27 protein-coding genes are annotated in these 24,290 nt (G+C 34.2%); 10 read left to right on the top strand and 17 right to left on the bottom strand.

What is annotated here, in order from left to right; translation table 11 throughout:
* Positions 1–59 precede the first annotated feature (59 nt).
* Positions 60–704: an orotate phosphoribosyltransferase gene (gene pyrE / locus ICJ85_RS09310; RefSeq protein ID WP_188223520.1), complete on the top strand. Its 645-nt coding sequence runs from the start codon at positions 60–62 to the stop codon at positions 702–704.
* 34 nt (positions 705–738) lie between these two features.
* A complete protein-coding gene (locus ICJ85_RS09305) occupies positions 739–1,134 on the top strand; it encodes an SRPBCC domain-containing protein (protein WP_188223519.1) in 396 nt (131 codons plus the stop codon).
* Here the strand turns inward: ICJ85_RS09305 and ICJ85_RS09300 are convergent.
* Complete coding sequence (locus ICJ85_RS09300; protein ID WP_188223518.1) at positions 1,131–1,862, bottom strand: biotin--[acetyl-CoA-carboxylase] ligase; 732 nt, start codon at positions 1,860–1,862, stop codon at positions 1,131–1,133. The genes ICJ85_RS09305 and ICJ85_RS09300 overlap by 4 nt on opposite strands.
* Before the next feature lie 94 nt (positions 1,863–1,956).
* Between ICJ85_RS09300 and rsfS the strand changes: the two genes are divergently transcribed.
* From rsfS to ICJ85_RS09270, 6 genes are all read left to right on the top strand, one after another.
* On the top strand, positions 1,957–2,328 hold the full coding sequence (gene rsfS, locus ICJ85_RS09295) for a ribosome silencing factor (RefSeq protein ID WP_188223517.1): 372 nt from the start codon (positions 1,957–1,959) through the stop codon (positions 2,326–2,328).
* Positions 2,329–2,333: 5 nt separating this feature from the next.
* Positions 2,334–4,277, top strand: coding sequence for an ATP-dependent zinc metalloprotease FtsH (ftsH, locus tag ICJ85_RS09290; protein ID WP_188223516.1), 1,944 nt, complete (start codon positions 2,334–2,336; stop codon positions 4,275–4,277).
* A 118-nt stretch (positions 4,278–4,395) separates the two neighbouring features.
* Entirely contained in the window at positions 4,396–5,004 is a 609-nt protein-coding gene (locus tag ICJ85_RS09285; protein ID WP_188223515.1) for an LUD domain-containing protein, read from the top strand.
* Between the two features lies 1 nt (position 5,005).
* The gene (locus ICJ85_RS09280) at positions 5,006–5,824 is read left to right on the top strand and encodes a phosphatidate cytidylyltransferase (protein ID WP_188223514.1); all 819 of its coding nucleotides are present in this window, start codon (positions 5,006–5,008) and stop codon (positions 5,822–5,824) included.
* The gene (locus ICJ85_RS09275) at positions 5,814–6,470 is read left to right on the top strand and encodes a phosphatidylserine decarboxylase family protein (RefSeq protein WP_188223513.1); all 657 of its coding nucleotides are present in this window, start codon (positions 5,814–5,816) and stop codon (positions 6,468–6,470) included. The genes ICJ85_RS09280 and ICJ85_RS09275 overlap by 11 nt, the downstream gene beginning before the upstream one ends.
* On the top strand, positions 6,463–6,732 hold the full coding sequence (locus tag ICJ85_RS09270; protein ID WP_188223512.1) for an acyl-CoA-binding protein: 270 nt from the start codon (positions 6,463–6,465) through the stop codon (positions 6,730–6,732). The genes ICJ85_RS09275 and ICJ85_RS09270 overlap by 8 nt, the downstream gene beginning before the upstream one ends.
* 388 nt (positions 6,733–7,120) lie before the next feature.
* Here the strand turns inward: ICJ85_RS09270 and argS are convergent, their stop codons facing one another.
* Positions 7,121–8,905: an arginine--tRNA ligase gene (argS, locus tag ICJ85_RS09265; RefSeq protein WP_188223511.1), complete on the bottom strand. Its 1,785-nt coding sequence runs from the start codon at positions 8,903–8,905 to the stop codon at positions 7,121–7,123.
* A 486-nt stretch (positions 8,906–9,391) separates the two neighbouring features.
* Between argS and ICJ85_RS09260 the strand changes: the two genes are divergently transcribed.
* A complete protein-coding gene (locus tag ICJ85_RS09260) occupies positions 9,392–11,461 on the top strand; it encodes a tetratricopeptide repeat-containing sensor histidine kinase (RefSeq protein ID WP_188223510.1) in 2,070 nt (689 codons plus the stop codon).
* Here the strand turns inward: ICJ85_RS09260 and ctlX are convergent, their stop codons facing one another.
* The gene (gene ctlX, locus ICJ85_RS09255; RefSeq protein ID WP_188223509.1) at positions 11,462–12,397 is read right to left on the bottom strand and encodes a citrulline utilization hydrolase CtlX; all 936 of its coding nucleotides are present in this window, start codon (positions 12,395–12,397) and stop codon (positions 11,462–11,464) included.
* Between the two features lie 154 nt (positions 12,398–12,551).
* Between ctlX and ICJ85_RS09250 the strand changes: the two genes are divergently transcribed.
* Complete coding sequence (locus tag ICJ85_RS09250) at positions 12,552–13,454, top strand: cation diffusion facilitator family transporter (RefSeq protein WP_188223508.1); 903 nt, start codon at positions 12,552–12,554, stop codon at positions 13,452–13,454.
* Here the strand turns inward: ICJ85_RS09250 and ICJ85_RS09245 are convergent.
* The 14 genes from ICJ85_RS09245 to rpmD all read right to left on the bottom strand — a co-directional run bounded on the left by ICJ85_RS09245 (position 13,444) and on the right by rpmD (position 24,282).
* The gene (locus ICJ85_RS09245; RefSeq protein WP_188223647.1) at positions 13,444–14,358 is read right to left on the bottom strand and encodes a dimethylarginine dimethylaminohydrolase family protein; all 915 of its coding nucleotides are present in this window, start codon (positions 14,356–14,358) and stop codon (positions 13,444–13,446) included. The two genes, ICJ85_RS09250 and ICJ85_RS09245, sit on opposite strands and share 11 nt — an antisense overlap.
* A 74-nt stretch (positions 14,359–14,432) precedes the next feature.
* Entirely contained in the window at positions 14,433–15,719 is a 1,287-nt protein-coding gene (locus ICJ85_RS09240; protein WP_188223507.1) for a citrate synthase, read from the bottom strand.
* A 180-nt stretch (positions 15,720–15,899) separates the two neighbouring features.
* Entirely contained in the window at positions 15,900–17,189 is a 1,290-nt protein-coding gene (gene eno, locus ICJ85_RS09235) for a phosphopyruvate hydratase (protein WP_188223506.1), read from the bottom strand.
* A 152-nt stretch (positions 17,190–17,341) separates the two neighbouring features.
* Positions 17,342–18,448, bottom strand: a complete 1,107-nt coding sequence (gene carA, locus ICJ85_RS09230; protein ID WP_188223505.1) for a glutamine-hydrolyzing carbamoyl-phosphate synthase small subunit — start codon at positions 18,446–18,448, stop codon at positions 17,342–17,344.
* Positions 18,449–18,537: 89 nt separating this feature from the next.
* Positions 18,538–19,011, bottom strand: a complete 474-nt coding sequence (rplQ, locus tag ICJ85_RS09225; protein ID WP_188223504.1) for a 50S ribosomal protein L17 — start codon at positions 19,009–19,011, stop codon at positions 18,538–18,540.
* A gap of 61 nt (positions 19,012–19,072) precedes the next feature.
* On the bottom strand, positions 19,073–20,065 hold the full coding sequence (locus tag ICJ85_RS09220; protein WP_188223503.1) for a DNA-directed RNA polymerase subunit alpha: 993 nt from the start codon (positions 20,063–20,065) through the stop codon (positions 19,073–19,075).
* 107 nt (positions 20,066–20,172) lie between these two features.
* Positions 20,173–20,778 carry a 30S ribosomal protein S4 gene (gene rpsD / locus ICJ85_RS09215; RefSeq protein WP_188223502.1) on the bottom strand — a complete coding sequence of 202 codons (606 nt, stop codon included), beginning with the start codon at positions 20,776–20,778 and terminating at the stop codon, positions 20,173–20,175.
* 175 nt (positions 20,779–20,953) lie between these two features.
* Positions 20,954–21,346 carry a 30S ribosomal protein S11 gene (gene rpsK, locus ICJ85_RS09210; RefSeq protein ID WP_188214822.1) on the bottom strand — a complete coding sequence of 131 codons (393 nt, stop codon included), beginning with the start codon at positions 21,344–21,346 and terminating at the stop codon, positions 20,954–20,956.
* Positions 21,347–21,444: 98 nt separating this feature from the next.
* Positions 21,445–21,819 carry a 30S ribosomal protein S13 gene (rpsM, locus tag ICJ85_RS09205; protein ID WP_188223501.1) on the bottom strand — a complete coding sequence of 125 codons (375 nt, stop codon included), beginning with the start codon at positions 21,817–21,819 and terminating at the stop codon, positions 21,445–21,447.
* Between the two features lie 108 nt (positions 21,820–21,927).
* Positions 21,928–22,044: a type B 50S ribosomal protein L36 gene (gene ykgO, locus ICJ85_RS09200; protein WP_013305171.1), complete on the bottom strand. Its 117-nt coding sequence runs from the start codon at positions 22,042–22,044 to the stop codon at positions 21,928–21,930.
* A gap of 4 nt (positions 22,045–22,048) precedes the next feature.
* Positions 22,049–22,264 (bottom strand): translation initiation factor IF-1, encoded by a 216-nt coding sequence (gene infA, locus ICJ85_RS09195; protein ID WP_007094967.1) that lies wholly within the window; start codon positions 22,262–22,264, stop codon positions 22,049–22,051.
* Between the two features lie 10 nt (positions 22,265–22,274).
* Complete coding sequence (secY, locus tag ICJ85_RS09190; RefSeq protein ID WP_188223500.1) at positions 22,275–23,618, bottom strand: preprotein translocase subunit SecY; 1,344 nt, start codon at positions 23,616–23,618, stop codon at positions 22,275–22,277.
* A 15-nt stretch (positions 23,619–23,633) separates the two neighbouring features.
* Positions 23,634–24,086, bottom strand: a complete 453-nt coding sequence (gene rplO, locus ICJ85_RS09185) for a 50S ribosomal protein L15 (protein ID WP_188223499.1) — start codon at positions 24,084–24,086, stop codon at positions 23,634–23,636.
* 16 nt (positions 24,087–24,102) lie between these two features.
* Positions 24,103–24,282: a 50S ribosomal protein L30 gene (gene rpmD, locus ICJ85_RS09180; RefSeq protein ID WP_188223498.1), complete on the bottom strand. Its 180-nt coding sequence runs from the start codon at positions 24,280–24,282 to the stop codon at positions 24,103–24,105.
* Positions 24,283–24,290 lie beyond the last annotated feature (8 nt).

Genomic DNA, 24,290 nt, shown 5'->3' with positions numbered 1-24,290 from the left:
TTTTCATTACTATGAAACATATCCCGTAAAAATTTAAATTTATCATTATTTTTGCTGCTATGATATTTAATAAACATACCGCCAAAAAAACGGCTGAAGTTTTATTGCAGGTTAATGCCATAAAACTTAGTCCAAAAGAGCCTTTTACATGGGCTTCAGGATGGAAATCACCTATTTACTGTGATAACCGTATTATTTTATCTTTTCCGCCAATTCGCAACTACATTCGCGAAACCATGGCAAAACAAATCGAAAAACAATATGGCAAACCCGATGCTATTGCTGGTGTTGCTACTGGTGCTATTGGTATTGGTATGCTTGTTGCCGAGTATTTAGGGCTTCCTTTTATTTATGTAAGACCTGATGCTAAAGGTCACGGAAGAAAAAACCAAATAGAAGGTTTTATTGAACATGGCCAAAACGTTGTTGTTGTAGAAGATCTTATTAGTACTGGAAAAAGTAGTTTAAATGCTGTTAAAGCCTTAAGAGATGCTGGTATTAACGTAAAAGGCATGATTGCTATCTTTACTTATGGTTTTAATGTAGCGACGGAAAATTTTGAAAAAGAAGATGTGTTTTTACAAACACTTGGTAACTACGAAACCCTTTTAGAGCAGGCTTTAGAAACCAACTACATTTCAGAAAAAGACTTAGCGACACTTTCTGTGTGGAATTCTAACCCAAGTGAGTGGAATGCTGAATAAGTATTAAACTTATTCTTCAAAAAATTGACAACCTATGAATTTAGAATCACCAAAAGTTAAAGTTGATAAATCTCCGGAAGACATTTTTAACTTTTTAGAAAACATAAAAAACTTCGAATCTTTAATGCCTGAAAACATTAGTAAATTTGAAGTATTAAGTGACGACACCTTTCTTTTTGCTTTAAGCGGTATGCCAGAAATTACGCTTAAGAAAAAAGAAGTAACTCCTCCAAACAAAATTGTTTTAGGTGCTGCCGGCGGAAAAATAGATTTTTCTCTTGTGGGAAACATCAATAAAGTTGATGAAGCATCTAGTGAAGTACAATTGGAATTTAGCGGCGACTTTAACCCTATGATGGCTATGATGATTAAAGGCCCAATAAAAAAGTTTATTGAAACGCTTGCCACAAGCATTCCAAATTCAATTTAATACAATAACGTAATCGTTTTTAAATCGAATTCTTTTATAAGGTTGTCTTCCAGTGCAACTTGAAGCATTCCTGTATCTGAAACCGATTTAATAATACCAGAAAACATAAAACCTTCAGCATTTTTAAATGTTGAAGGTTTATTTTTTCTAAACAGGTAACTTTCGTATTCCTCTTTTAACACCTCCAACTTACTTTGTCTTAAAAGTTCAAAATATGTTTGTAATTGTTTGATAATACGATGTGCAAGTTCTTCCAAATCAAACGTTTTACCTGTAATTAATTTTAAGGACGACGCCTTAGGCAAATTTTCAAACTCAGTTTGATTCACATTCAACCCCATTCCAATAATTGAACTGGCATATCGCCCCTGTTTTATGGCATTTTCAATTAAAATACCACAAACCTTCTTGTTTTCTGACAAAATGTCGTTAGGCCATTTCACATTTAATTTAGGTATATCAAAACCTTCTAATGCCTTCACAACTGCTAGGGAAGCCACCATACTAATATAAAAAGGATACTGAATTTCAAAACATGAAAGACTCTTAAACACACTAAAGATAAGGTTTTTAGAAGATTGAGAGTTCCAAACACTCCCCATTTGACCTCTCCCCTTAGTTTGATTTTCTGTAATAACCACGGTATAATCATCAACAGGCATTTCGGCACAAAGCGTCTTCAAATAAGTATTTGTAGAGTCGATGGCACTAAGTTTGATTATATGCATGTATTGGTTATTATTATTAGATAAAATCTTAATACTTTTTTAGGGCATAAAGAAATAAAAAAATAATAACTTTGCATAAACTCAAAATAATTTAATGGCGAAAAAAAACATAAGCGCAGACCAGTTGATATCGGTTATAATTAGTGGTATCGAAGACGTAAAAGGACAAGGTATTAGTATCTTAGATTTAAGAGAAATTGAAAATACGGTTTGTGATTACTTTATAATTTGCGAAGGTACTTCAAATACGCAAGTAAACGCTATAGTAAATTCTGTTCAGAAAAAAGTAAGCAAAGAACTTAAAGATAACCCTTGGCATGTTGAAGGCGTAGACAATGCTGAATGGGTATTAATCGATTATGTTAACGTTGTTGTACACGTATTCCAAAAACAAATCAGACAATATTACGACATTGAAAGTCTTTGGGGAGATGCAAAAACAACAGTTATAGAAACGAGTTACTAAAACGCATGGCAAACAACAAAAAAAATACAAAAGAAAACAAACCTAAATTCAGTCCGTACTGGATTTACGGTATATTAATAGCTCTTTTTTTAGGGTTTCAACTATTCGGAAACAGTGGTTACGACGAAGGTAAAAAAATAACACCTAGTGACTTTTTTAAATATTTGCAAGATGGAGATATTGAAAAAGTAGATGTTATTACTAATACGGGTACGGCTAAAGTATATCTTACCGATGAAGCGCTTCAAAAAGACATTCATAAAAACTCTAAATCAACAAGTTTTATTCCTTCGGCAACCAAGTTACCAAACTACACCTTTAAATTTGGTAGCCTTAACAAGTTTGAAGAAGACATAGATAAAGCTAAAGAGAACTTAAGTCAAGTTCCTGTTATTGCATTCGATCAAGAGCATGACACCTGGACTAATCTTTTAATGGGTATTCTTCCGTTTATTTTATTAATTGCGGTTTGGATTTTCATTATGAGACGTATGTCTGGTGGTGCAGGTGGAGCAGCAGGCGGACAGATTTTCAACATCGGAAAATCGAAAGCTAAATTGTTCGATCAAAACACCGAAGTTAAAACCACTTTTAAAGATGTTGCTGGTTTAGAAGGCGCTAAAGAAGAAGTACAGGAAATTGTTGACTTCTTAAAGTTCCCTGAAAAATACACCACACTAGGAGGTAAAATTCCTAAAGGTGCTTTACTGGTAGGACCTCCGGGAACCGGTAAAACCTTATTAGCTAAAGCCGTTGCTGGTGAAGCCAAAGTACCTTTCTTCTCGTTATCAGGATCTGATTTCGTTGAGATGTTCGTAGGTGTTGGGGCGTCTCGCGTTAGAGATTTGTTTAAGCAAGCCAAAGAAAAGTCACCGTCTATTATTTTTATTGATGAAATTGATGCTATTGGTCGTGCCAGAGGTAAAAACGCCATGTCTGGAAGTAATGACGAACGTGAAAACACCTTAAACCAATTACTAACAGAAATGGATGGTTTTGGTACTAATACTAACGTAATTGTGTTAGCAGCAACCAACCGTGCAGATATATTAGATAAAGCGTTAATGCGTGCCGGTCGTTTTGACAGACAGATTTATGTTGACCTTCCGGATATTCGTGAGCGTAAAGAAATTTTCGAAGTACATTTACGCCCACTTAAAAAAGCTGAAGATTTAGATTTAGATTTTCTTTCAAAACAAACACCAGGTTTCTCTGGAGCGGATATTGCTAATGTTTGTAACGAAGCGGCTTTAATTGCTGCCAGAAATGGTAAGAAGTCGGTTGATAAGCAAGATTTCCTTGATGCTGTCGATAGAATTATTGGTGGTTTAGAAAAGAAAAATAAAATTATCACACCAAGTGAAAAACGTGCTGTTGCTTTCCACGAAGCTGGTCACGCTACGGTAAGCTGGATGTTAGAACATGCTGCGCCACTTGTAAAAGTAACTATTGTCCCTCGCGGTCGTTCATTAGGCGCTGCATGGTACTTACCTGAAGAACGCTTAATTGTTAGACCTGAACAAATGCTAGACGAAATGTGTGCTGCTCTTGGTGGTCGTGCTGCCGAGCAGGTTATCTTTGGAAAAATTTCAACAGGAGCATTAAGTGATTTAGAAAAAGTTACTAAGCAAGCTAGAGCTATGGTTACTATCTATGGCCTTAGTGATAAAGTAGGTAACTTAACATATTACGATTCTTCAGGACAAAATGAATATGGTTTTACAAAACCTTATAGTGAACAGACTGCCGAATTGATTGACAAAGAAATTTCAGATATCATTGAAAAGCAATACAAAAGAGCGGTAGAATTACTTGAAGAAAACAAAGATAAACTTACCGAACTCGCTGAAGTTCTTCTGGAAAAAGAGGTTATTTTCAAAGATAATCTTCAAAAAATATTTGGAGAACGTCAGTTTGAAACGGAAGAAGTTGAAACGAAGCAAGAGTAGGCTTTAGCCTTATTTTATAAACGTTTTACCAAAAAACTTAAATTAACCGTACGGTTAATTTAAGTTTTTTTATATTTGGTTGTCCTCAAGGAAAAATGTATTAATAGCAAGCTTACTAATGAGTCTTTTTAGAAAAATTTTTGGTTCAAAATCTAATCAGTCTGACGACGAACTAAAGTCTGAAGAAAGAGGCAAGTATATGCCTGAAATTAAACTTCCTATAGATGAAAGGTTTACCATAAACTTTAAAGCAAACGGAGGTAAATTTCTTTACTGCGAGAACCTGAATGAGATTTTTCAAAATCTGCAAAACATCCTTGAAGAAAACGATTGGGAAAACAAAACCGCTTTAGTTGTCGACGAACATTTAATTTCAAAATTTAAAAATTTTAATTTTAATGCATCAAATAAAGTAAGTGAAGCTTCTTTTTTCCTGACAACTTGCGAGAACTTAATTGCCAACGACGGTTCTTTATTAATTTCTTCAAAGCAAATTTTCGAAAAGAAACTACCCGAACTACCCGAAAATTTTGTAGTATTTGCCACTACCAGCCAAATTGTAGAAAACATAGGTGAAGGTTTAAGAGGTATTAAAGCTAAAAACAAACAAAAAATACCTACAAATATTACCACCATAAAACATTTTAAATCGAGTCAGGAAAAAGATTTTCTTAGCTATGGTAGCAGTGCTAAAAACTTATACTTACTCCTTTTAGAAGATTTATAGAATGAAGGAAATTCTAACTAGATCACTTTCTGGCGTACTTTACGTCTTGCTTTTGCTTGTTTGTATGCAATTCGAGCATTTGTTAATAGGCTTATTCTTTATTTTTGGTTTAATCTGTTTGGGTGAATTTAATAAACTCATTCAGTTAAAGAGTTATATACCCTACATCATTTTTGCTGTACTGTACACTATTTTTGGCTATTGGCATTTAATTATTGACGCTAAAGGTCTCGATGAAGCTACACAAATACTTATGGTGTTAAGCATTTTTGTCAACCTGTTTTTAATTAAGGATTTATTTTCAGAAAAGACAATACCTCTTTTTAGCTCTAAGCGTTTCCTTTTAACTACGTTTTACCTATCCAGCGCCTTTGTATTTCTAATTTTAATAGCAGATTATCACGATACATATAACTCAAACATTTTATTGGGAGCCTTTCTCCTTGTGTGGGTTAACGATTCATTTGCTTATTTAGTTGGTAAAAATTTTGGTAAACAAAAGCTTTTTGAAAAAATATCTCCTAAAAAAACTGTAGAAGGTTTTATGGGTGGACTATTTTTTTCGTGCATAGCAAGTTATTTTATTAGTACCTTTGCGGAAACTTTAAACTTTACAAGCTGGTTAGTATTAAGCATAATTATTAGTGTTTTTGGTACTTTAGGCGATTTAGTAGAGTCTAAATTTAAAAGACAAGCTAACGTTAAGGATAGCGGTGTTATTATGCCTGGACATGGTGGATTATTAGACCGATTAGATAGCATAATATTTACTGCCCCGTTTATATATTTATTTTTAAGATTGTTACAATATGTTTCATAAAGAGGGTTATAAGATAATTATTGTTACGTTTATACTGGTAATTTCTGGTACGGTATTAGTGGATAATTTTGTAACTATCGATTGGCTTCGATTAGCATTAAAACTTGTTCTTTTAGTATTTTTAATTCTTATACTTCAGTTTTTCAGAAATCCTAAACGACACACACAACCTAACGAAAAACAGGTAGTATCGCCAGTAGATGGAAAGGTTGTCGTTATCGAAGAAGTTTTCGAAAAAGAGTTTTTTAATGAAAAACGTCTTCAGGTAAGTGTATTTATGTCTCCAATAAATGTTCACGTTACCCGTTACCCTATTGGAGGCAAAGTTATTTTTAGTAAATACCATCCTGGTAAATATCTTGTTGCCTGGCACCCAAAAGCCAGCGAAGAAAATGAGCGTACCACAGTTGTTGTTGAAAACAAAACTTACGGACAAGTACTTTACAGACAAATTGCCGGGGCTTTAGCGAAACGCATTGTAAACTACGCTAAAGTAGATGATACCGCAACTCAAGGTGCCGATTCAGGATTTATAAAATTTGGCTCTAGAGTCGATTTGTTTTTACCTCTAGACACCAACATTAAAGTAAAATTAAACCAAAAAGTAAAAGGTGGAGAAAGCATTATTGCAGAGACCAATGAGTAATACCGGAGCATTAGATAAAGAGTTTCAAGAAGCTGTAGATCGTGTAAATTCACACACCGATCCCTTTCCAGCTGATATCCTTCTAAGTCTTTATGCCTATTACAAAAAGGCAACAAACTCTTACAGCAAACCTAATAGTAAAAAAGCCATTATAAACGCATTCAAAACCAATGCTTTATTTCAGGTAAAAAACATAAGTGAAGATGAAGCCAAACGCAAATACATTGACTTGGTTAATCATTACTTTTTATACGGAAAATAGTTCGTTTTACATTCCAAAATTATAAACACAACAACCTATCAAAACTATAATCAGAATTGATACGATGATTGCTATAATCCAGTAGATTTTCCTTCTTTTCTTTTTATGAAAAATTAATTTTGATATAGGGTGTATCAAAACTTTTGTTACTGATTTCGAACGTGACGCTTTGCTATATGTTTTGAACAACTTTCATCATATAATTTTCTAACTTAAAGAAAGTAAACACTTTATAGTTTTCAAAATATAAAAATCAGGTTGATTATTTTATCCCCATAAATTGACAATAAAAACCAACTTTTCAAATAAGACACTAATGGATTTAATTGCATAAAATAAAAAAGGAACCAATTTGGTTCCTTTTTTATTTTAATATTCTTTTATTAAACTACATACGTTCAGGAACCTGAATCCCTAAAACGCTAAATGCATTCTTAATAGTATTTGCTACTTGCTGCGAAAGTTGTACCCTAAAGATCTTCTCATCTTCATTATCTGCTCCTAAAATCGACACATTCTGGTAAAATGAATTAAACTCTTTTACCAAATCGTAGGTATAATTTGCTATCAATGCCGGGCTATGTTGGGCTGCTGCATTCTGAATAACTTCTGGAAATAACTCTAATTGCTTTAAAAGTGATTTCTCTTTTTCATGTAAAGTAATTTCTGAAGCCGTTAAATCTTTAGAATAATCAAAATCAGCTTTTCTTAAAATGGCTTGTATTCTGGCGTAAGTATATTGAATAAAAGGTCCTGTATTCCCTTGGAAATCGATAGACTCTTTAGGATCGAATAAAATGCGCTTCTTAGGATCGACCTTTAAAATATAATACTTTAAAGCCCCTAAACCGATGGTTTTATATAAGGCCTTTTTCTCGTCTTCTGTATAACCATCAAGCTTACCTAACTCTTCCGAAATCTCTTCGGCAGTAGAAGCCATCTCATCAATTAAATCATCGGCATCAACAACTGTTCCTTCTCTACTCTTCATTTTACCACTTGGTAAATCTACCATCCCGTAACTTAAATGATAGAGATTTTTAGCCCATTCAAATCCTAACTTTTTGAGAATAATGAACAACACCTGAAAATGATAATCCTGCTCGTTTCCCACGGTATAAACCATACCGCCAACATCGGGAAAATCCTTAATACGTTGAATCGCTGTACCAATATCCTGTGTCATATAAACAGCAGTTCCATCGGCACGCTGTACAATCTTCTTATCTAATCCTTCTTCGGTTAAATCACACCATACAGAGCCATCCCCTTCTTTAAAGAACACACCTGATTTTAATCCTTCTGCTACAAATTCCTTTCCTAATAAATAGGTGTTACTTTCATAATACAAAGTATCGAAATCTACACCCATGTTAGTATAAGTTTCAGCAAAACCATCATACACCCAGCCATTCATGGTTTTCCAAAGAGTCACAGTTTCTTCGTCACCAGACTCCCACTTACGTAACATATCCTGAGCTTCCAATAATAATGGTGCTTCCTTCTTAGCTTCTTCTTCGGTTTTACCTCCAGCAACTAATGTCTCTATTTCTTTTTTATATTCCTGATCGAATTTCACATAGTAATTACCTACCAGTTTATCACCTTTTAATCCACTAGTTTCAGGTGTTTCTCCATTACCAAACTTCTCCCATGCCAGCATACTTTTACAAATATGAATTCCACGGTCGTTAATAATTTGAGTTTTATAAACCTTCTTTCCAGAGGCCTTTAAAATTTCGGCTACACTATACCCTAAAAGGTTATTTCTAATATGCCCAAGGTGTAAAGGCTTATTGGTATTTGGTGAAGAGTACTCCACCATGATAGCTTTATCTTCAGGACTAGGTACTACAAAACCGTAATTTGAATCTTTCTTAATGCCTTTAAAAAAGTTCATGTAATACCCATCACTGATTTCTACATTCAAAAACCCTTTTACTACATTAAACGCTTTCACTTCATCTACATGTTCTACAAGATAGTTCCCTATGGTCTCCCCTATTTGTAATGGGTTTCCTTTTATATAGCGCAACATAGGGAAAATAACTACAGTAATATCTCCTGCAAATTCTTTTCGCGTTGCTTGAAATTCTACGGTATCAATCGATACATCAAAAGATGCTAAAACGGCTTGTTTTACTTGGTCTTGTAAAGTCTGTTGAAGGCTCATTTATGGTCATTTTTTAGGTCAGCAAAGATAAAACTTTTCTTAAAGCATTTAATCATAAATTGGTTTTAAAAATTCAGCTTTCCATTTATAATCTAAATTTATCAATTTCAAACACCAAAACACCTCAAAACTCTATATTACAAACAATTACTAAAGACACCCGATTGCAGTAATAAAAACACATGCATTTCATCGATAAACATGTCGTTTTTCTATGATTTTTACCGTTCATCTATTCGTCGATGTTTTTCAAAAAAGTATCATGTCTGTTTATCTAAAATATTGGTAATAAAACAGAGAAATTAGATTATAACATAGCATTTTCTAATTTTGTTAAGTAAAGCTATTAATCCAAAGTCCTTTTTTTAGACTCTAAACAAAAAAATCTAACATAATAACATTACAGCTTAATAAAGCAATCTTTAATTCCCTCAATTAAGATGACTTTAGTTACTGCTTTATTCATTTTTGTAATTTGAATATTGTATGAGGAGAATAATTACTTTAATTGCACTTGCTATATCTACACTGCTTGGTTTTTCACAAACTCAAGAGTTAGATAGTCTTTCCATACAATTAGCTTTCGAAACTCAAGATTCTTTAAAAGTTGAAACCTCGCTTAAAATTATTGAACTACTTTATAACAATAAAAATTACGATAAGGCTATAAAGTACATTATTGAAAGTGAAAAGTTATCTAACAGTCTAAACTACGATAAAGGCATTGCTGAAACCACCTACTACAAGTCTTTAATTTATGCTCAAAAAGGCGACTATATTAACGCTATAAACGGATACCATAAATCAAAATCCATTTTCCAGAAACATAATGACACTACCGGTATTGCTAAAGTGAATAATAGCATTGGGTTACTGGAAATTAAACGTGGTAATTATTCTGAAGGTTTACAGTATTGTTTAGCAGCTATTAAAGTATTAGAAGAGTTGAATCTAAAGAATGATTTATCTCTCGCATATACCAATTTAGCCGAAGCCTATTCTAAAATTGGCGCTACAGATTACGCTATAAAATTTAATTTAAAGGCACTCGATGTACTAGAACAGTTAAATGAGAAAGAAGCCATTTTAAAAACCAACTTGCAATTAGCAGAACTATATTCTAGCAACAAAGAATACCGAAAGTCTATAGAGTTTTATGAAACCGTCCTCAATCGAGCGAGTAAATCCAACGACTCTATTCGGGGCAGGGTTTACCCAAAACTCGGTCGGGAATATTTAAAATTTAATGATTACGACAAAGCCTCTCAATACCTTCTTGAAGGATTAACACTTAACAGAAAATCTAATGATAAAGCCGGTTTACTACTGGCTTTAAATGGTTTAGGAGACCTTAATTTGCACTTAAACAGATTACAGCTTGCTGAGCAGCAACTATATGAAGCAGGTACAATTGCTAAAAGCATTGATAACAACAGAGAGTTGCTAACCTATTACAAACTGATGAAAGACCTGGATTCTACCAAACGTAGGTTTGACAGAGCTTATGTTTGGCAACGTGAATACTACGATTTAAAAAACAGTCTCGATCAAACTGATATAATAGATAGTAAACCATTAAAGGCTTCGGATTTAGAGTTTAATCCAGATTTCGATAAAGAAATTTCAAGAACCATTGAAGAACCTGTTAATAACTTTAAAAGTCAACCTCAGGAAACATATTCTGGAGTTAATAAATTCAAAGTTGTTCTCTATGGATTACTAGCCGCCTTAGCTATTGTCTCTACGTTTTTAATACTTATATATGTAAAACGTAATAGCAATATAAAATACACGCAGGAGTTAGAAGAAAAGAACATCAAAATCCAATTACAAAACGAAGCCTTTGCCGAGCAAACTCAGCATTTAGAAAACGTGAATAACGTAAAGGATAAGTTGTTCTCAATTATATCTCATGATTTAAAAGACTCTTTATCTTCTATAAATGGCTTTATTAATTTAATGAAAGAAGGCTCGTTAACACGTGAAGAATTCGATAACTTGATTCCCGAATTAAGCGAAAACGCCAATAATGCCTCTTTACTTTTATTTAACTTACTAAACTGGTCTAAATCGCAAATGCAGTCCTTAGACCCGAAACCTTCGCTATTTGATATTCAGGAAGTTTTTGAAGATAAAGTAAAACTTATTGAACAACGCCTGGAAAGCAAAGGCATTGAATTGGTCGATCATTCTTTACGTGACTTTGCTTACGCTGATAGAAGTATGATTGAAATTGTTATTCAGAACCTTTTAGCAAATGCCCTTAAATTTTGTAAAAGTGGAGATACCATTACCGTTTCAAACCATATTAGCAACGGAAGTTGCATTATTAGCGTAGCCGACACCGGTATAGGAATCTCAAAGGAAAATATGGATAAACTGTTTAAAAACAGCTCATTCACCACCTTGGGAACCAATAACGAAAAAGGTACTGGTCTAGGACTTTCTATCTGTAAAGAACTGGTAGAACTCAATAACGGTAAAATTTGGGTTGAAAGCACCTTAAATGTCGGAACGACATTCTACATTCAACTACCTAAATCTAAACCCGTATAATTAAGCTTTTGGCAAAAATACTTCTGCCATCATACAACGTGCACTTCCTCCGCCACAGGCTTCAATAGTATCTAAAGAACTTGATACTATTTTTGTATGCTTTTCAAGTTTACTAATTTGCTGTTGCGTTAAAGAAGCATGGGCAGCGGCACTCATAATTAAATAACGTTCATCGTTTGCTCCTTTCACCTGAAGCATATTACCTGCAAAATTATTAACCTGATCTTCGGTAATATCAACCACTTCTTTACCATCGGCTTTAAGATGCGTTAATAGATTTTTGCGTTCTTTTTTATCATCAATACTACTTAAACAAACTACAGCAAACGTTTCTCCCAGGCACATCATAACATTGGTGTGATATATAGCTTTTCGCTCACCGTTTACAGTTTGATTTGCATTAAATAGTACAGGGAAATATTCAAAATCTTCACAAAACTCAATAAACAACTCTTCGTCTGCTCGAGGCGATAATGCACAATATGCTTTTCGATTTACTCGATCTAACAACAAACTTCCGGTACCTTCTAAAAATACACCTTCCATTTCAGCTTCCGTGTAATCCACTACATCATGAATTATAAAACCAGCATCTTCAACGGCCAACAATACTTCTTCACGACGTTCTAAACGTCTGTTTTCAGCAAACATAGGATATAAAGCTATGGTTCCGTTTTCGTGAAAGGACACCCAGTTATTTGGGAAAATTGAATCTGGTGTATCAAATTCATTTGTATCATTAACAACAATTACGTTTAAACCTATGCCTCGTAATTTTTCAACGTAAGCATCAAATTCCCGCTGTGCTTTTGCATTTACGGTATCTGGTAATAAATCATCTAAAACCTTTTGATAGTAATTATTCACCGCGGTTTGTTCATTCATCCTAAAATTTATTGGACGAATCATTAAAATAGTATTTGTTGTCTGTTGCATATTGATAAATTTCATCACAAAAATAGAATTATTTACAGGATAAAATCACATCTGTGTTTGTATTTAACATAGAAGAATCCTCGTTTTAATTATAAAAAATTTAACTTCGTTTTTCTAAACTTATCGCTTTTAAGAAAAGTTTTATTTCAAACGAATGAGCAACGAACAGACAGCCATAAAGACAACGTATTTTAGTATTATAGGAAATACCTGTTTAGCCTTATTAAAAGGATTGGCTGGTGTGTTTGGCAATTCGTATGCCTTGATTGCCGATGCCATAGAATCGACTACCGATATATTTTCGTCGGCATTGGTATTACTCGGACTTAAATATGCAAAAAAGCCTGCCGATGATAATCACCCGTATGGTCATGGAAAAATAGAACCCCTTATTACTTTTATTGTAGTTGCTTTTTTAGTGACTTCGGCAACCATTATCGGTTACGAAAGTATCGAACATATTCAAACGCCACACAAAACACCTAAACCATGGACGTTAATTGTTTTGGGTGCAATAATCATCTGGAAAGAAGTTTCGTTTCAAATTGTTATAAGGAAAAGTAAAGAAACTCATAGTTCTTCTTTAAAGGCCGATGCATGGCACCATCGTAGTGATGCCATAACTTCGGTCATGGCTTTTATGGGTATTTCAATTGCGCTTATTTTTGGTGAGGGTTACGAAACTGCCGATGACTGGGCAGCATTACTCGCATCAGGATTTATTCTTTACAACAGTTATTTGATTTTCAGACCTGCTTTGGGTGAAATTATGGACGAACACCTTTACGACGATTTAATTCTTGACATTAGAAAAAAGTCGCTTGAAGTTCCCGGAATATTAGGCACCGAAAAATGCTATATCAGAAAATCGGGGATGCGTTATCATGTGGATTTACATGCCGTGGTAAACAGCAATATAACCGTAAAAGAAGGTCATGACTTATCGCACAAACTGAAAGACTATCTGCATAGCCAGCTTCCCAATCTGGGAAATATTTCTATTCACATTGAACCAAATGATTGCAGCTTAGATAGCTGTAAACATATTACGCCCTGATTAAAGGCATTGTTGAACAACGTAACAAACCTTCCTGTTTTGCTATTTCTGAATACGATACCTCCTCTACGGTAAATCCTTCGGAACGCAGCCAATCGTTTAGACGCGTAAAGTTTTTCTCTGAAATTACAACGTCTTCAGAAATTGAAAAGACATTACTGTACATATTATACATTTCGTCTTTAGTAATCTCAAATATATTTTCCTTTCCGAAAAAGTCTACTAACCATTCATATTCTCTTTCGATTAAGAAACCATTTTTATGAAGGATTGCTTTTCCTTTTCCTAAAGGTTGAAAACAACAGTCTAAGTGTAACGCATTTTCTTTGGCATTGGTATTAGACTTTCTTAGTTCGAATGACTTAACCATTTTCTCAGGAAATAATTCCTGCAATGCTATAACCGCATCAATATTGGTGCGCGCTGTAATAAGCTCTGAGTAGTTATCTCCAGAATAGGTTCCTACAAAAATATAGTCATTCCAAGGCATAACATCGCCGCCTTCTACATGGCATTCTTCAGGAAGAATTATTCTATGGTCTTCTTCAACCTGATTCCATATATAATCTATAGCATGTACTTCTTGATCACGATTAGGCAAGATATTAGCTCGTATCATTTTGTCTTCAATAACAAAAGCTATGTCGCGAGAAAATATCTGATTACAATCTTTTATAACCTCCGGACGAAAAACCTGAACACCGTATTTTTCAAATACCTTAGCTACGGCATCCATTTCCTGAATCATATCGGCTTCCTTAGGGTATGTTCCGGCTAGTACATGTTCTATACTTTTAGGGTCGTAACATTCTTCGACCTTAGGTATAGGTCCGTTACTTTCTGCTGTTCCAAGTACCACAGCTTTAAGTCTCGATGTCTCGTCTTTTATATTCAGTTTTAGCATGCGCAAATATAAAAAAAGCTCCATAAGTAAATCTTATGAAGCCTTTTCTTTTATACACTAATATTGTAAAAATATTATCTCTCTTCTATAGGAACAAACTTTCTTTCGGTTGCACCAATATAAACTTGTCTTGGTCTACCAATTGGCTCCTTACGTAAACGCATTTCTCTCCATTGTGCAATCCAACCTGGTAAACGTCCTAAGGCGAACATTACTGTAAACATATCCGTTGGGATACCCATTGCTCTGTAGATAATTCCTGAATAGAAGTCTACGTTTGGATATAATTTTCTATCTACGAAGTAGCTATCTTCTAAAGCTTCTTTTTCTAATCCTTTAGCTACGTCTAAAATAGGATCTTGCACACCTAAATCTCCTAATACTTCATCTGCAGCTTTTTTAATAATTCTTGCTCTAGGATCGAAGTTTTTATAAACACGGTGTCCGAATCCCATTAAACGGAATGGATCATTTTTATCTTTAGCTTTTGCCATGTATTTTTTAGTATCTCCACCATCTGCTTTAATACCTTCTAACATTTCTAATACCGCTTGGTTAGCCCCACCATGTAATGGTCCCCAAAGCGCAGAAATACCGGCAGAAAGCGATGCGAATAAACCAGCATGAGATGACCCTACAATTCTTACTGTAGATGTGGAACAGTTTTGTTCGTGATCGGCATGTAAGATTAATAATTTATCTAAAGCATTGATAAGGACCTTGTTTTGTTCGTAAGGATGATTAGGTTTTTCAAACATCATTTTTAAAATGTTCTCTACGTAACCTATTTCATCACTTCCGTAATTTAAAGGCAACCCTTGTTTTCTACGTAATGTCCAAGCTACTAAGACAGGGAATTTCCCTAAAATTTTAACTATAGCTCTGTACATGTCTTCTTCTGAATCAACATTTACAGAAGAAGGATTAAACGCTGTTAAAGCACTTGTTAAAGAAGCAATAACTCCCATTGGGTGCGCAGATCTTGGGAATGTTTCAACAATTTTCTTTACATCCTCATCTACTACAGCCTCTGCTTTAATATCTTCGTGAAATTTTTCGTTCTGTGCTTTTGTTGGAAGTTCTCCAAAAATTAAAAGATAAGCAACTTCTAAAAAATCTGCTTTCTCTGCTAATTCTTCAATGCTATAACCTCTATACCTTAAAATACCTTGCTCTCCATCTAGAAAAGTTACACCACTTTCGCATGATCCAGTGTTTTTATAACCTGGATCTATAGTTATTACACCTTTTGTTGCTGCCCTTAATTTTGTAATATCTATCGCAACTTCTTTCTCTGTTCCTTCCACTAATGGAAATTCATGTTTCTCACCGTTTATTTCAATGGTAGCAGTATTAGCCATATGTATTTTAATGATTGTTTAATTTAATTTTATTGGATCGCTAATTTAATAAATATCTATATACTTTAGAAGGAGATCAAACTAAAGATTTCATCAATTAACATATTGTTTAGAATCTAAGTATAAAAAAAGGCGATTATTAAACAATAATCGCCTTTTTTTGAATATTCTTTGACCTTTTTACTTCACTTTAAAAGCTTTTTCTTGAGGAAAGTAAGCTACATCGCCTAACTCTTCTTCAATTCTAAGTAATTGGTTGTATTTCGCCATACGATCGCTACGAGACGCCGATCCTGTTTTAATTTGACCTGTATTTAATGCTACTGCTAAATCAGCAATAGTATTATCTTCAGTTTCACCTGAACGGTGAGACATTACAGACGTATAACCTGCATTATGAGCCATGTTTACAGCTGCAATAGTTTCAGTTAAAGTACCAATCTGGTTTACTTTAATAAGAATTGAGTTTGCAATACCGTTCTCGATACCTCTTGATAAACGCTCTACGTTAGTTACGAATAAATCGTCACCTACTAACTGTACTTTATCACCAACTAATTCTGTTAAGTAACTCCAACCTTCCCAGTCATTCTCATCCATACCATCCTCGATAGAGATAATTGGGTATTTAGAAACTAACTCTGCTAAATATTCAGCTTGTTCCTTACTTGATCTTGTTACTCCGGTATCTCCTTCGAATTTAGCGTAGTTATAAACACCATCTTCGTAGAACTCAGCCGAAGCACAGTCTAAAGCTATCTTAACTTCTTCACCAAATTTGTAACCAGCATTTTCAACAGCTTTTGCAATTGTTTCAATAGCATCTTCTGTTCCGTCTAAAGTTGGAGCAAAACCACCTTCGTCACCAACAGCTGTACTTAAATTTCTATCGTGTAATACCTTTTTAAGGTTATGGAAGATTTCAGTTCCCATTTGCATAGCGTGTGTAAAGTTTTTCGCTTTAACAGGCATAATCATGAACTCTTGGAATGCGATAGGCGCATCACTATGAGAACCTCCATTAATAATATTCATCATCGGTAATGGTAATGTGTTTGCTGAAACACCACCTACATAACGGTATAACGGTAAGCCTAGTTCTCCAGCTGCTGCTTTAGCAACTGCTAAAGACACACCTAAAATAGCATTAGCTCCTAATTTAGATTTGTTACTAGTACCATCTAAATCAATCATAATTTGATCGATAAGGTTTTGTTCGAAAACTGAAACCCCTAATAATTCAGGAGCAATGATAGAGTTTACGTTCTCTACAGCTTTTAAAACTCCTTTACCCATATATGCATTACCTCCATCGCGTAACTCGACAGCTTCGTGTTCTCCTGTTGAGGCTCCTGACGGTACAGCAGCTCTTCCTAAAACATCATTTTCAGTAACTACATCTACTTCAACAGTAGGATTCCCTCTAGAATCAAGAATTTGTCTTGCGTGAATATTAATTATTACACTCATAATTGGTTATTTTTTAATCTTTTATTTATTCAAATTTACGCTTTAATCTTATTTTATTTATGAAGTTTTTTAAGAAATATTCAAAATAACAGCTAAAACGTTTTAGTAAAGAAAATCCTCAAAAAAACTTAATGTTTTTTGAGGATTTCGTACTATTTATTTTTGATATTTTCTATAAACTGATCGAAAAGATATGACGAGTCGTGTGGCCCAGGACTAGCTTCCGGGTGGTATTGTACAGAGAACACATTTTTACTCTTCATGGCAATACCTGCAACAGTATTATCATTTAAATGTACATGTGTAATTTGTAAATCCTCATGGGCTTCAGTCTCTTCCCTGTTAATAGCAAACCCATGGTTTTGTGATGTTACCTCCCCTTTTCCAGTTACCATATTCTTAACCGGGTGGTTAATACCTCTATGCCCATTATGCATTTTATAAGTTGACACACCGTTTGCTAAAGCGATTACTTGATGACCTAAACAAATACCAAATAACGGTAAATTTCTTTTGATGATTTCTTTAGCCACTTCCTGAGCTTCAGCTAATGGTTCTGGATCCCCAGGTCCGTTAGATAAGAAATATCCATCTGGATTAAACGCTTCTAAATCTTCGAACTTAGAATTGTACGGGAATACTTTAATGTAAGCATCGCGTTTTGCTAAGTTTCTTAAGATATTCTTTTTAATTCCAATATCTAAAGCTGCAATCTTGTATGTTGCATTTTCATCACCAAAATAGTAAGGTTCTTTAGTAGATACTTTAGAAGCTAATTCTAAACCTTCCATGTTTGGCACTTCAGCTAATTGCTTTTTTAAACCTTCAATATTATCAACTTCAGTTGAAATAACAGCGTTCATAGCTCCATTATCTCTAATGTAGCTTACTAATGCTCTAGTATCTACATCTGAAATAGCTAATAAATTGTTTTTATCTAAAAACTCCTCTAAAGAACTATCTGCTGCGTCTCTAGAATATTCGTAGCTAAAGTTCTTAACGACAAGACCAGCAATTTTTACTGAATCTGATTCTACTTCTTCTGCATTAGTTCCGTAGTTACCAATGTGTGCATTGGTAGTCACCATAATTTGTCCGAAATAAGAAGGATCTGTAAAAATCTCTTGGTATCCGGTCATACCAGTGTTAAAACATACCTCTCCAAAAGCTGTTCCTTGCTTATTTCCAACTGCCTTACCATAAAAAATGGTACCATCTGCTAAAAGAATGATGGCTTTTTGTCTTTTTTGATATTTCATGTTTCACTAAAAAAGTTTTGCAAAATTGCACAAAAAAAAGGATAAACTAAAATAGTTTATCCTTTAATATTTGAAAATGTATCTAACATTTATTCCTCTTCGTTTGAAGCTTGAGTTTCAACAGCAGGAGCAGCAGCTGGTTTAGAACCACCTCTTCTACTTCTACGAGTTGCTTTCTTCTCTGGTTTACCAGCAGTGTAAATCTCGTTGTAATCTACAAGCTCAATCATAGCCATATCAGCGTTATCACCTAAACGATTACCAAGTTTAATAATTCTTGTATAACCTCCTGGACGATCTGCTATTTTAGCTGCAACATCTCTAAATAATTCTGTTACCGCCTCTTTTTGTCTTAAGCGAGACATAACAATACGTCTGTTGTGAGTTGTGTCTTCTTTAGACTTAGTGATTAAAGGCTCAACAAATTGTTTTAAAGCTTTTGCTTTAGCAACTGTAGTGTTAATACGTTTGTGCTCGATTAAAGAACATGCCATATTAGCTAACATTGCTTTTCTGTGAGCAGTTTGTCTACCTAAGTGATTTACTTTTTTTCCGTGTCTCATGACTTTTGGTTTTAAACTTCATCTTGCTCAACCCACTACTGAGGAGCAAACTATGAAGAAATTAATCTTTATCTAATTTGTATTTGCTTAAATCCATTCCGAAATTTAAACCTTTAACACTTACAAGCTCTTCAAGCTCAGTTAAAGACTTCTTACCGAAGTTTCTGAATTTCATTAAATCGTTTTTGTTAAATGATACTAAGTCTCCTAAAGTATCAACTTCTGCAGCTTTTAAACAGTTAAGTGCACGAACCGATAAATCCATATCGATTAACTTAGTTTTAAGCAACTGTCTCATATGTAATGATTCTTCATCATATGTCTCAGTTTGTGCAATTTCATCAGCTTCTAATGTTATACGCTCATCTGAGAATAACATGAAGTGGTGAATTAACGTTTTAGCAGCCTCAGTTAATGCATCCTGAGGAGTGATAGAACCGTCTGTGATGATTTCAAATACTAACTTTTCGTAGTCTGTTTTTTGCTCTACACGGTAGTTCTCAATACTATATTTAACGTTTTTTATTGGTGTGTAAATTGAATCTGTAAAGATTGTTCCTATTGGTGCAGCAGCTTTTTTATTTTCTTCTGCAGGTACATATCCTCTACCTTTTTCAATTGTGATTTCCATGTTAAAGTTAACTTTCGGATCTAAGTTACAGATTACTAACTCTGTATTTAACACTTGGAATCCTGAGATAAACTTTTGGAAATCTCCAGCAGTAATTTGCTCTTGACCTGAAATTGAGATTGATACAGACTCGTTGTCGATATCTTCAATTTGTCTTTTAAAACGTACTTGCTTTAAGTTTAAGATGATTTCTGTAACATCTTCCACTACCCCAGCAATCGTTGAAAACTCATGATCTACACCTTCGATTCTTACAGAAGTAATTGCAAAACCTTCTAATGAAGAAAGAAGTACTCTTCTTAAAGCGTTACCAACTGTTAAACCGTATCCAGGTTCTAAAGGACGAAATTCGAATTTCCCTTCAAAATCTGTTGAATCAATCATGATTACTTTGTCGGGCTTCTGAAAATTAAATACTGCCATTTTTTGTTCTTCGTTTTAATTGTTACTTGGTTGCGCGGTTTATAAGTTTGAAGAAGTCCGAACAAACCCTTTGGCCAAATACCAATGTGGTTAATAATTTATTTTTATTATTTAGAGTATAACTCGACGATGAATTGCTCGTTGATATTCTCTGGAATTTGAATTCTTGCAGGAACAGAAACGTAAGTTCCTTGTTTAGTATCATCATTCCAAGTAATCCATTCGTAAACGTTACTTGAGTTTGATAATGATCTTTCGATAACTTCAAGAGATTTAGATTTCTCTCTTACCGCTACAACATCTCCAGCTTTTAATTGGTAAGAAGGAATGTTTACTAACTCTCCGTTTACAGTGATATGTCTGTGAGACACTAACTGTCTTGCACCACTTCTTGAAGGAGCAATTCCCATTCTGTAAACAACGTTATCTAATCTAGATTCACATAATTGTAAAAGAACCTCACCTGTAATTCCTTGAGCAGCTCTAGCTTTTTTAAATAAACCTCTAAATTGTCTTTCTAAGATTCCGTAGGTATATTTAGCTTTTTGCTTTTCAGCTAATTGAATAGCATACTCAGATTTTTTACCACGCTTTCTAGCGTTACCATGTTGCCCAGGAGGGTAATTTCTTTTTTCGAAAGATTTGTCATCTCCGAAGATCGCTTCACCAAATTTACGAGCGATTTTAGTTTTAGGACCAGTATATCTTGCCATTTCTAATTGTTTTTGAGAGTGATTATGGATTAAGGTCTTAATCTTATCCTCCGATAATCGTTAATCTCCCGTTAATACTTGTTAATTTTTCAGTTTGCAAATTTACATAAAAAAATAATACCAACTATATAAATAGCTGATATTATTTTTATTATAAATATGTTTTTAAGAGTAATTATACTCTTCTACGTTTTGGAGGTCTACATCCATTGTGTGGTAATGGAGTAACATCGATAATTTCTGTTACTTCGATACCAGCATTATGGATAGAACGGATAGCAGATTCTCTACCATTTCCAGGACCTTTAACGTATACTTTTACTTTCTTTAAACCAGCTTCTGATGCAACTGCAGCAGCGTCTTCCGCAGCTAATTGAGCAGCATAAGGAGTGTTTTTCTTAGAACCTCTAAATCCCATTTTACCAGCAGATGACCATGAAATTACGTCACCTTTCTTATTAGTTAATGAGATGATAATGTTGTTGAAAGAAGCCGTAACGTGCGCTTCACCAACAGAATCTACTATAACTTTACGTTTTTTAGTAGTTTTTGTATTTGATTTTGCCATATTATTTTAGTTTCTAGTTGTTAGTTGTTAGTGATAGAATCCTAAACTTTTACATTTCAAACAGATTCATCTAACAGCTAAATACTAATGACTTTTAATTATTTAGTTGCTTTTTTCTTGTTAGCAACAGTTTTTCTTCTACCTTTTCTAGTTCTAGAGTTGTTCTTAGTACGTTGACCTCTTAACGGAAGTCCAGCTCTATGACGAATACCTCTGTTACATCCAATATCCATTAAACGTTTAATGTTTAATTGAGTTTCAGAACGTAACTCACCTTCGATAGTATAAGATCCAACAGCTTCACGAATACCAGCGATTTGGTCGTCGTTCCAATCTTGAACTTTAATACTTTCGTCAACATTAGCTTGTGCTAATATTTCTTTTGCTCTACTTCTACCTATTCCGTAGATATAAGTTAAAGAGATAACTCCTCTTTTGTTTTTTGGTATGTCTACACCTGCAATTCTTGCCATATTGTTTTTAGTTTCTAGTTGCTAGTTTTTAGTTGTTAGAATCCTAAACATTTCTATTTCGAACAGATTCTCATCTAACTTCTAAGCCCTAATAACTCATGTACAATTTTAACCTTGTCTTTGTTTAAATCTAGGATTCTTCTTGTTTATCACGTAAAGTCTACCTTTTCTACGCACGATTTTACAATCTGCACTTCTTTTTTTAACGGATGCTCTAACTTTCATCGTATTAGTATCTATAAGTTATGCGAGCCTTAGTCAAATCGTAAGGACTCATTTCTAATTTTACTTTATCTCCCGGTAAAAGTTTTATATAGTGCATACGCATTTTACCAGAGATATGTGCTGTCACAATGTGACCATTTTCTAATTCAACACGGAACATGGCATTTGATAATGCTTCTATAATTGTTCCGTCTTGTTCTATTGCTGCCTGTTTTGCCATAGTATAATAATTAAGCGACTGCTTTTCTATTTTTACCTGTTTTCATCAAGCCATCATAATGTCTATTTAACAAGTAAGAGTTTACCTGTTGCATAGTATCTATCGCAACACCTACTAAAATGATTAGTGAGGTACCACCAAAGAATAATGCCCATCCTTGTTGTACGCCCATTAACTTAACAATGAATGCTGGAAATATAGCTATTAATGCTAAGAATAATGAACCAGGTAAGGTAATTTGAGACATTATCTTATCTAGATATTCTGAAGTTTCTGAACCAGGACGAATACCTGGAATAAAACCTCCACTGCGTTTTAAATCGTCAGCCATTTTGTTTGTTGGTACTGTAATTGCCGTATAGAAATATGTAAATACAATAATTAAAAAGGCAAATACTAAGTTGTACCAAAGTCCAAATATATCTGCAAAGTTTGTTTGTAACCAGATTCCTGTAGCTGTCTCCTTTAAGAAAGACGATCCTCCAATTAAACTAGGAACAAACATAATTGCTTGTGCAAATATGATAGGCATTACTCCAGAAGCATTAAGCTTTAATGGAATATACTGTCTAGACCCTACAGCGCTTTTTTCATAGCCACCGCTTGCTGTTCTTCTTGCATATTCTACGGCTATTTTTCTAACAGCCATAACAAGCATGATAGCACCTAAGATAATTGCGAACCAAATAACTAGTTCGAAAAGAATTAACATTACGTTATTCCCTTCTAATCTAGTGGCTGCGTTTTGAAGAAAAGCGGCTGGTAGACGAGCAATGATACCCACCATAATTAATAGTGAAATACCATTGCCTATACCTTTATCCGTAATTTTTTCTCCTAACCACATCGCAAAGATACATCCGGTTACTAAGATAGAAACTGATGAGAAATAGAATAATGGTCCTTGACCTAATAAAAATGCACTTGTAGGAATCCCTAATGCCGGTAAACTTGCCAGGTAACCTGGAGCTTGTAATAAACATATAGCAATAGTTAACCAACGTGTAATTTGATTAATTTTCTTTTGACCACTTGCGCCTTCTTTTTGTAGTTTTTGTAAATAAGGAATAGCGATTCCCATTAACTGTACTACAATAGAAGCAGAAATGTAAGGCATGATACCAAGAGCAAATACAGATGCATTTGCAAAGGCACCCCCTGTAAAGGCATTTAGTAATCCTAATAAACCTCCGTCTGTACTGTCACTCAATCCTTCTAATTGAGCGGCATCAATACCAGGAAGTACTACTTGAGCACCAAAACGATAAACTAATAACAAACCAAGTGTAACGGTAATTCTGTTTCTTAGTTCTTCTATTTTCCAAACATTCTTTAACGATTCTATAAACTTCATACTTGTAATAAGGTCTTATAATGTTACAGCTTCACCTCCTGCAGCTTCGATAGCAGCTTTTGCTGAAGCAGTAAATTTGTGTGCAGATACTTTTAATTTTGCTTTTAACTCTCCTCGTCCTAAAATTTTAACTAGATCATTTTTTCCAGCTAAACGGTTAGCGAATAAAGTTTCAAAATCTACTGTATCTGTAACTTTGTTATCATCTACTAACTGTTGTAAAGTATCTAAGTTAATCCCTTGATATTCTACGCGGTTAATATTAGTAAAACCAAACTTAGGAACACGTCTTTGAATTGGCATTTGCCCACCTTCAAATCCTACTTTCTTAGAGTATCCAGAACGAGACTTAGCACCTTTGTGACCACGTGTAGCAGTACCACCTTTACCAGAACCTTGTCCTCTACCTACTCTTTTCCCTTGGTTTTTTACAGAACCTTCTGCAGGTTTTAAATTACTTAAATCCATTTTTCAGTTTATATTTTTAAGCTTCTTCTACAGAAACTAAATGTGAAACTTTAGCAACCATACCAAGGATACTTGGTGTGGTTTCATGCTCTACTACTTGACCAATCTTTTTTAATCCAAGAGACTCAAGTACTCTTTTTTGTCTAAGCGGCTTGTTGATAGCGCTTTTAACTTTTGTAACTTTAATTTTTGCCATCTCTTTAA

The organism is Aestuariibaculum marinum (assembly GCF_014596975.1).
Classification (GTDB): Bacteria; Bacteroidota; Bacteroidia; order Flavobacteriales; family Flavobacteriaceae; genus Aestuariibaculum; species Aestuariibaculum marinum.
This window is presented reverse-complemented; position numbering and strand designations above follow the sequence as displayed.

What these genes read in the sequence shown, in the direction of transcription:
- rpsK (WP_188214822.1), bottom strand. Translation starts at nt 21,346, where the DNA reads ATGGCAAAATCAAATACAAAAACTACTAAAAAACGTAAAGTTATAGTA.
- ICJ85_RS09245 (WP_188223647.1), bottom strand. Translation starts at nt 14,358, where the DNA reads ATGCTAAAACTGAATATAAAAGACGAGACATCGAGACTTAAAGCTGTG.
- ICJ85_RS09270 (WP_188223512.1), top strand. Translation starts at nt 6,463, where the DNA reads ATGAGTAATACCGGAGCATTAGATAAAGAGTTTCAAGAAGCTGTAGAT.
- ftsH (WP_188223516.1), top strand. Translation starts at nt 2,334, where the DNA reads ATGGCAAACAACAAAAAAAATACAAAAGAAAACAAACCTAAATTCAGT.
- rsfS (WP_188223517.1), top strand. Translation starts at nt 1,957, where the DNA reads ATGGCGAAAAAAAACATAAGCGCAGACCAGTTGATATCGGTTATAATT.
- ykgO (WP_013305171.1), bottom strand. Translation starts at nt 22,044, where the DNA reads ATGAAAGTTAGAGCATCCGTTAAAAAAAGAAGTGCAGATTGTAAAATC.
- rplQ (WP_188223504.1), bottom strand. Translation starts at nt 19,011, where the DNA reads ATGAGACACGGAAAAAAAGTAAATCACTTAGGTAGACAAACTGCTCAC.
- carA (WP_188223505.1), bottom strand. Translation starts at nt 18,448, where the DNA reads ATGAAATATCAAAAAAGACAAAAAGCCATCATTCTTTTAGCAGATGGT.
- ICJ85_RS09250 (WP_188223508.1), top strand. Translation starts at nt 12,552, where the DNA reads ATGAGCAACGAACAGACAGCCATAAAGACAACGTATTTTAGTATTATA.
- ICJ85_RS09260 (WP_188223510.1), top strand. Translation starts at nt 9,392, where the DNA reads ATGAGGAGAATAATTACTTTAATTGCACTTGCTATATCTACACTGCTT.
- ICJ85_RS09305 (WP_188223519.1), top strand. Translation starts at nt 739, where the DNA reads ATGAATTTAGAATCACCAAAAGTTAAAGTTGATAAATCTCCGGAAGAC.
- ICJ85_RS09220 (WP_188223503.1), bottom strand. Translation starts at nt 20,065, where the DNA reads ATGGCAGTATTTAATTTTCAGAAGCCCGACAAAGTAATCATGATTGAT.
- rpmD (WP_188223498.1), bottom strand. Translation starts at nt 24,282, where the DNA reads ATGGCAAAAATTAAAGTTACAAAAGTTAAAAGCGCTATCAACAAGCCG.
- pyrE (WP_188223520.1), top strand. Translation starts at nt 60, where the DNA reads ATGATATTTAATAAACATACCGCCAAAAAAACGGCTGAAGTTTTATTG.
- ICJ85_RS09300 (WP_188223518.1), bottom strand. Translation starts at nt 1,862, where the DNA reads ATGCATATAATCAAACTTAGTGCCATCGACTCTACAAATACTTATTTG.
- rpsD (WP_188223502.1), bottom strand. Translation starts at nt 20,778, where the DNA reads ATGGCAAGATATACTGGTCCTAAAACTAAAATCGCTCGTAAATTTGGT.
- secY (WP_188223500.1), bottom strand. Translation starts at nt 23,618, where the DNA reads ATGAAGTTTATAGAATCGTTAAAGAATGTTTGGAAAATAGAAGAACTA.
- ICJ85_RS09275 (WP_188223513.1), top strand. Translation starts at nt 5,814, where the DNA reads ATGTTTCATAAAGAGGGTTATAAGATAATTATTGTTACGTTTATACTG.
- ICJ85_RS09285 (WP_188223515.1), top strand. Translation starts at nt 4,396, where the DNA reads ATGAGTCTTTTTAGAAAAATTTTTGGTTCAAAATCTAATCAGTCTGAC.
- argS (WP_188223511.1), bottom strand. Translation starts at nt 8,905, where the DNA reads ATGAGCCTTCAACAGACTTTACAAGACCAAGTAAAACAAGCCGTTTTA.
- ICJ85_RS09280 (WP_188223514.1), top strand. Translation starts at nt 5,006, where the DNA reads ATGAAGGAAATTCTAACTAGATCACTTTCTGGCGTACTTTACGTCTTG.
- ctlX (WP_188223509.1), bottom strand. Translation starts at nt 12,397, where the DNA reads ATGCAACAGACAACAAATACTATTTTAATGATTCGTCCAATAAATTTT.
- eno (WP_188223506.1), bottom strand. Translation starts at nt 17,189, where the DNA reads ATGAGTGTAATAATTAATATTCACGCAAGACAAATTCTTGATTCTAGA.
- infA (WP_007094967.1), bottom strand. Translation starts at nt 22,264, where the DNA reads ATGGCAAAACAGGCAGCAATAGAACAAGACGGAACAATTATAGAAGCA.
- ICJ85_RS09240 (WP_188223507.1), bottom strand. Translation starts at nt 15,719, where the DNA reads ATGGCTAATACTGCTACCATTGAAATAAACGGTGAGAAACATGAATTT.
- rpsM (WP_188223501.1), bottom strand. Translation starts at nt 21,819, where the DNA reads ATGGCAAGAATTGCAGGTGTAGACATACCAAAAAACAAAAGAGGAGTT.
- rplO (WP_188223499.1), bottom strand. Translation starts at nt 24,086, where the DNA reads ATGGATTTAAGTAATTTAAAACCTGCAGAAGGTTCTGTAAAAAACCAA.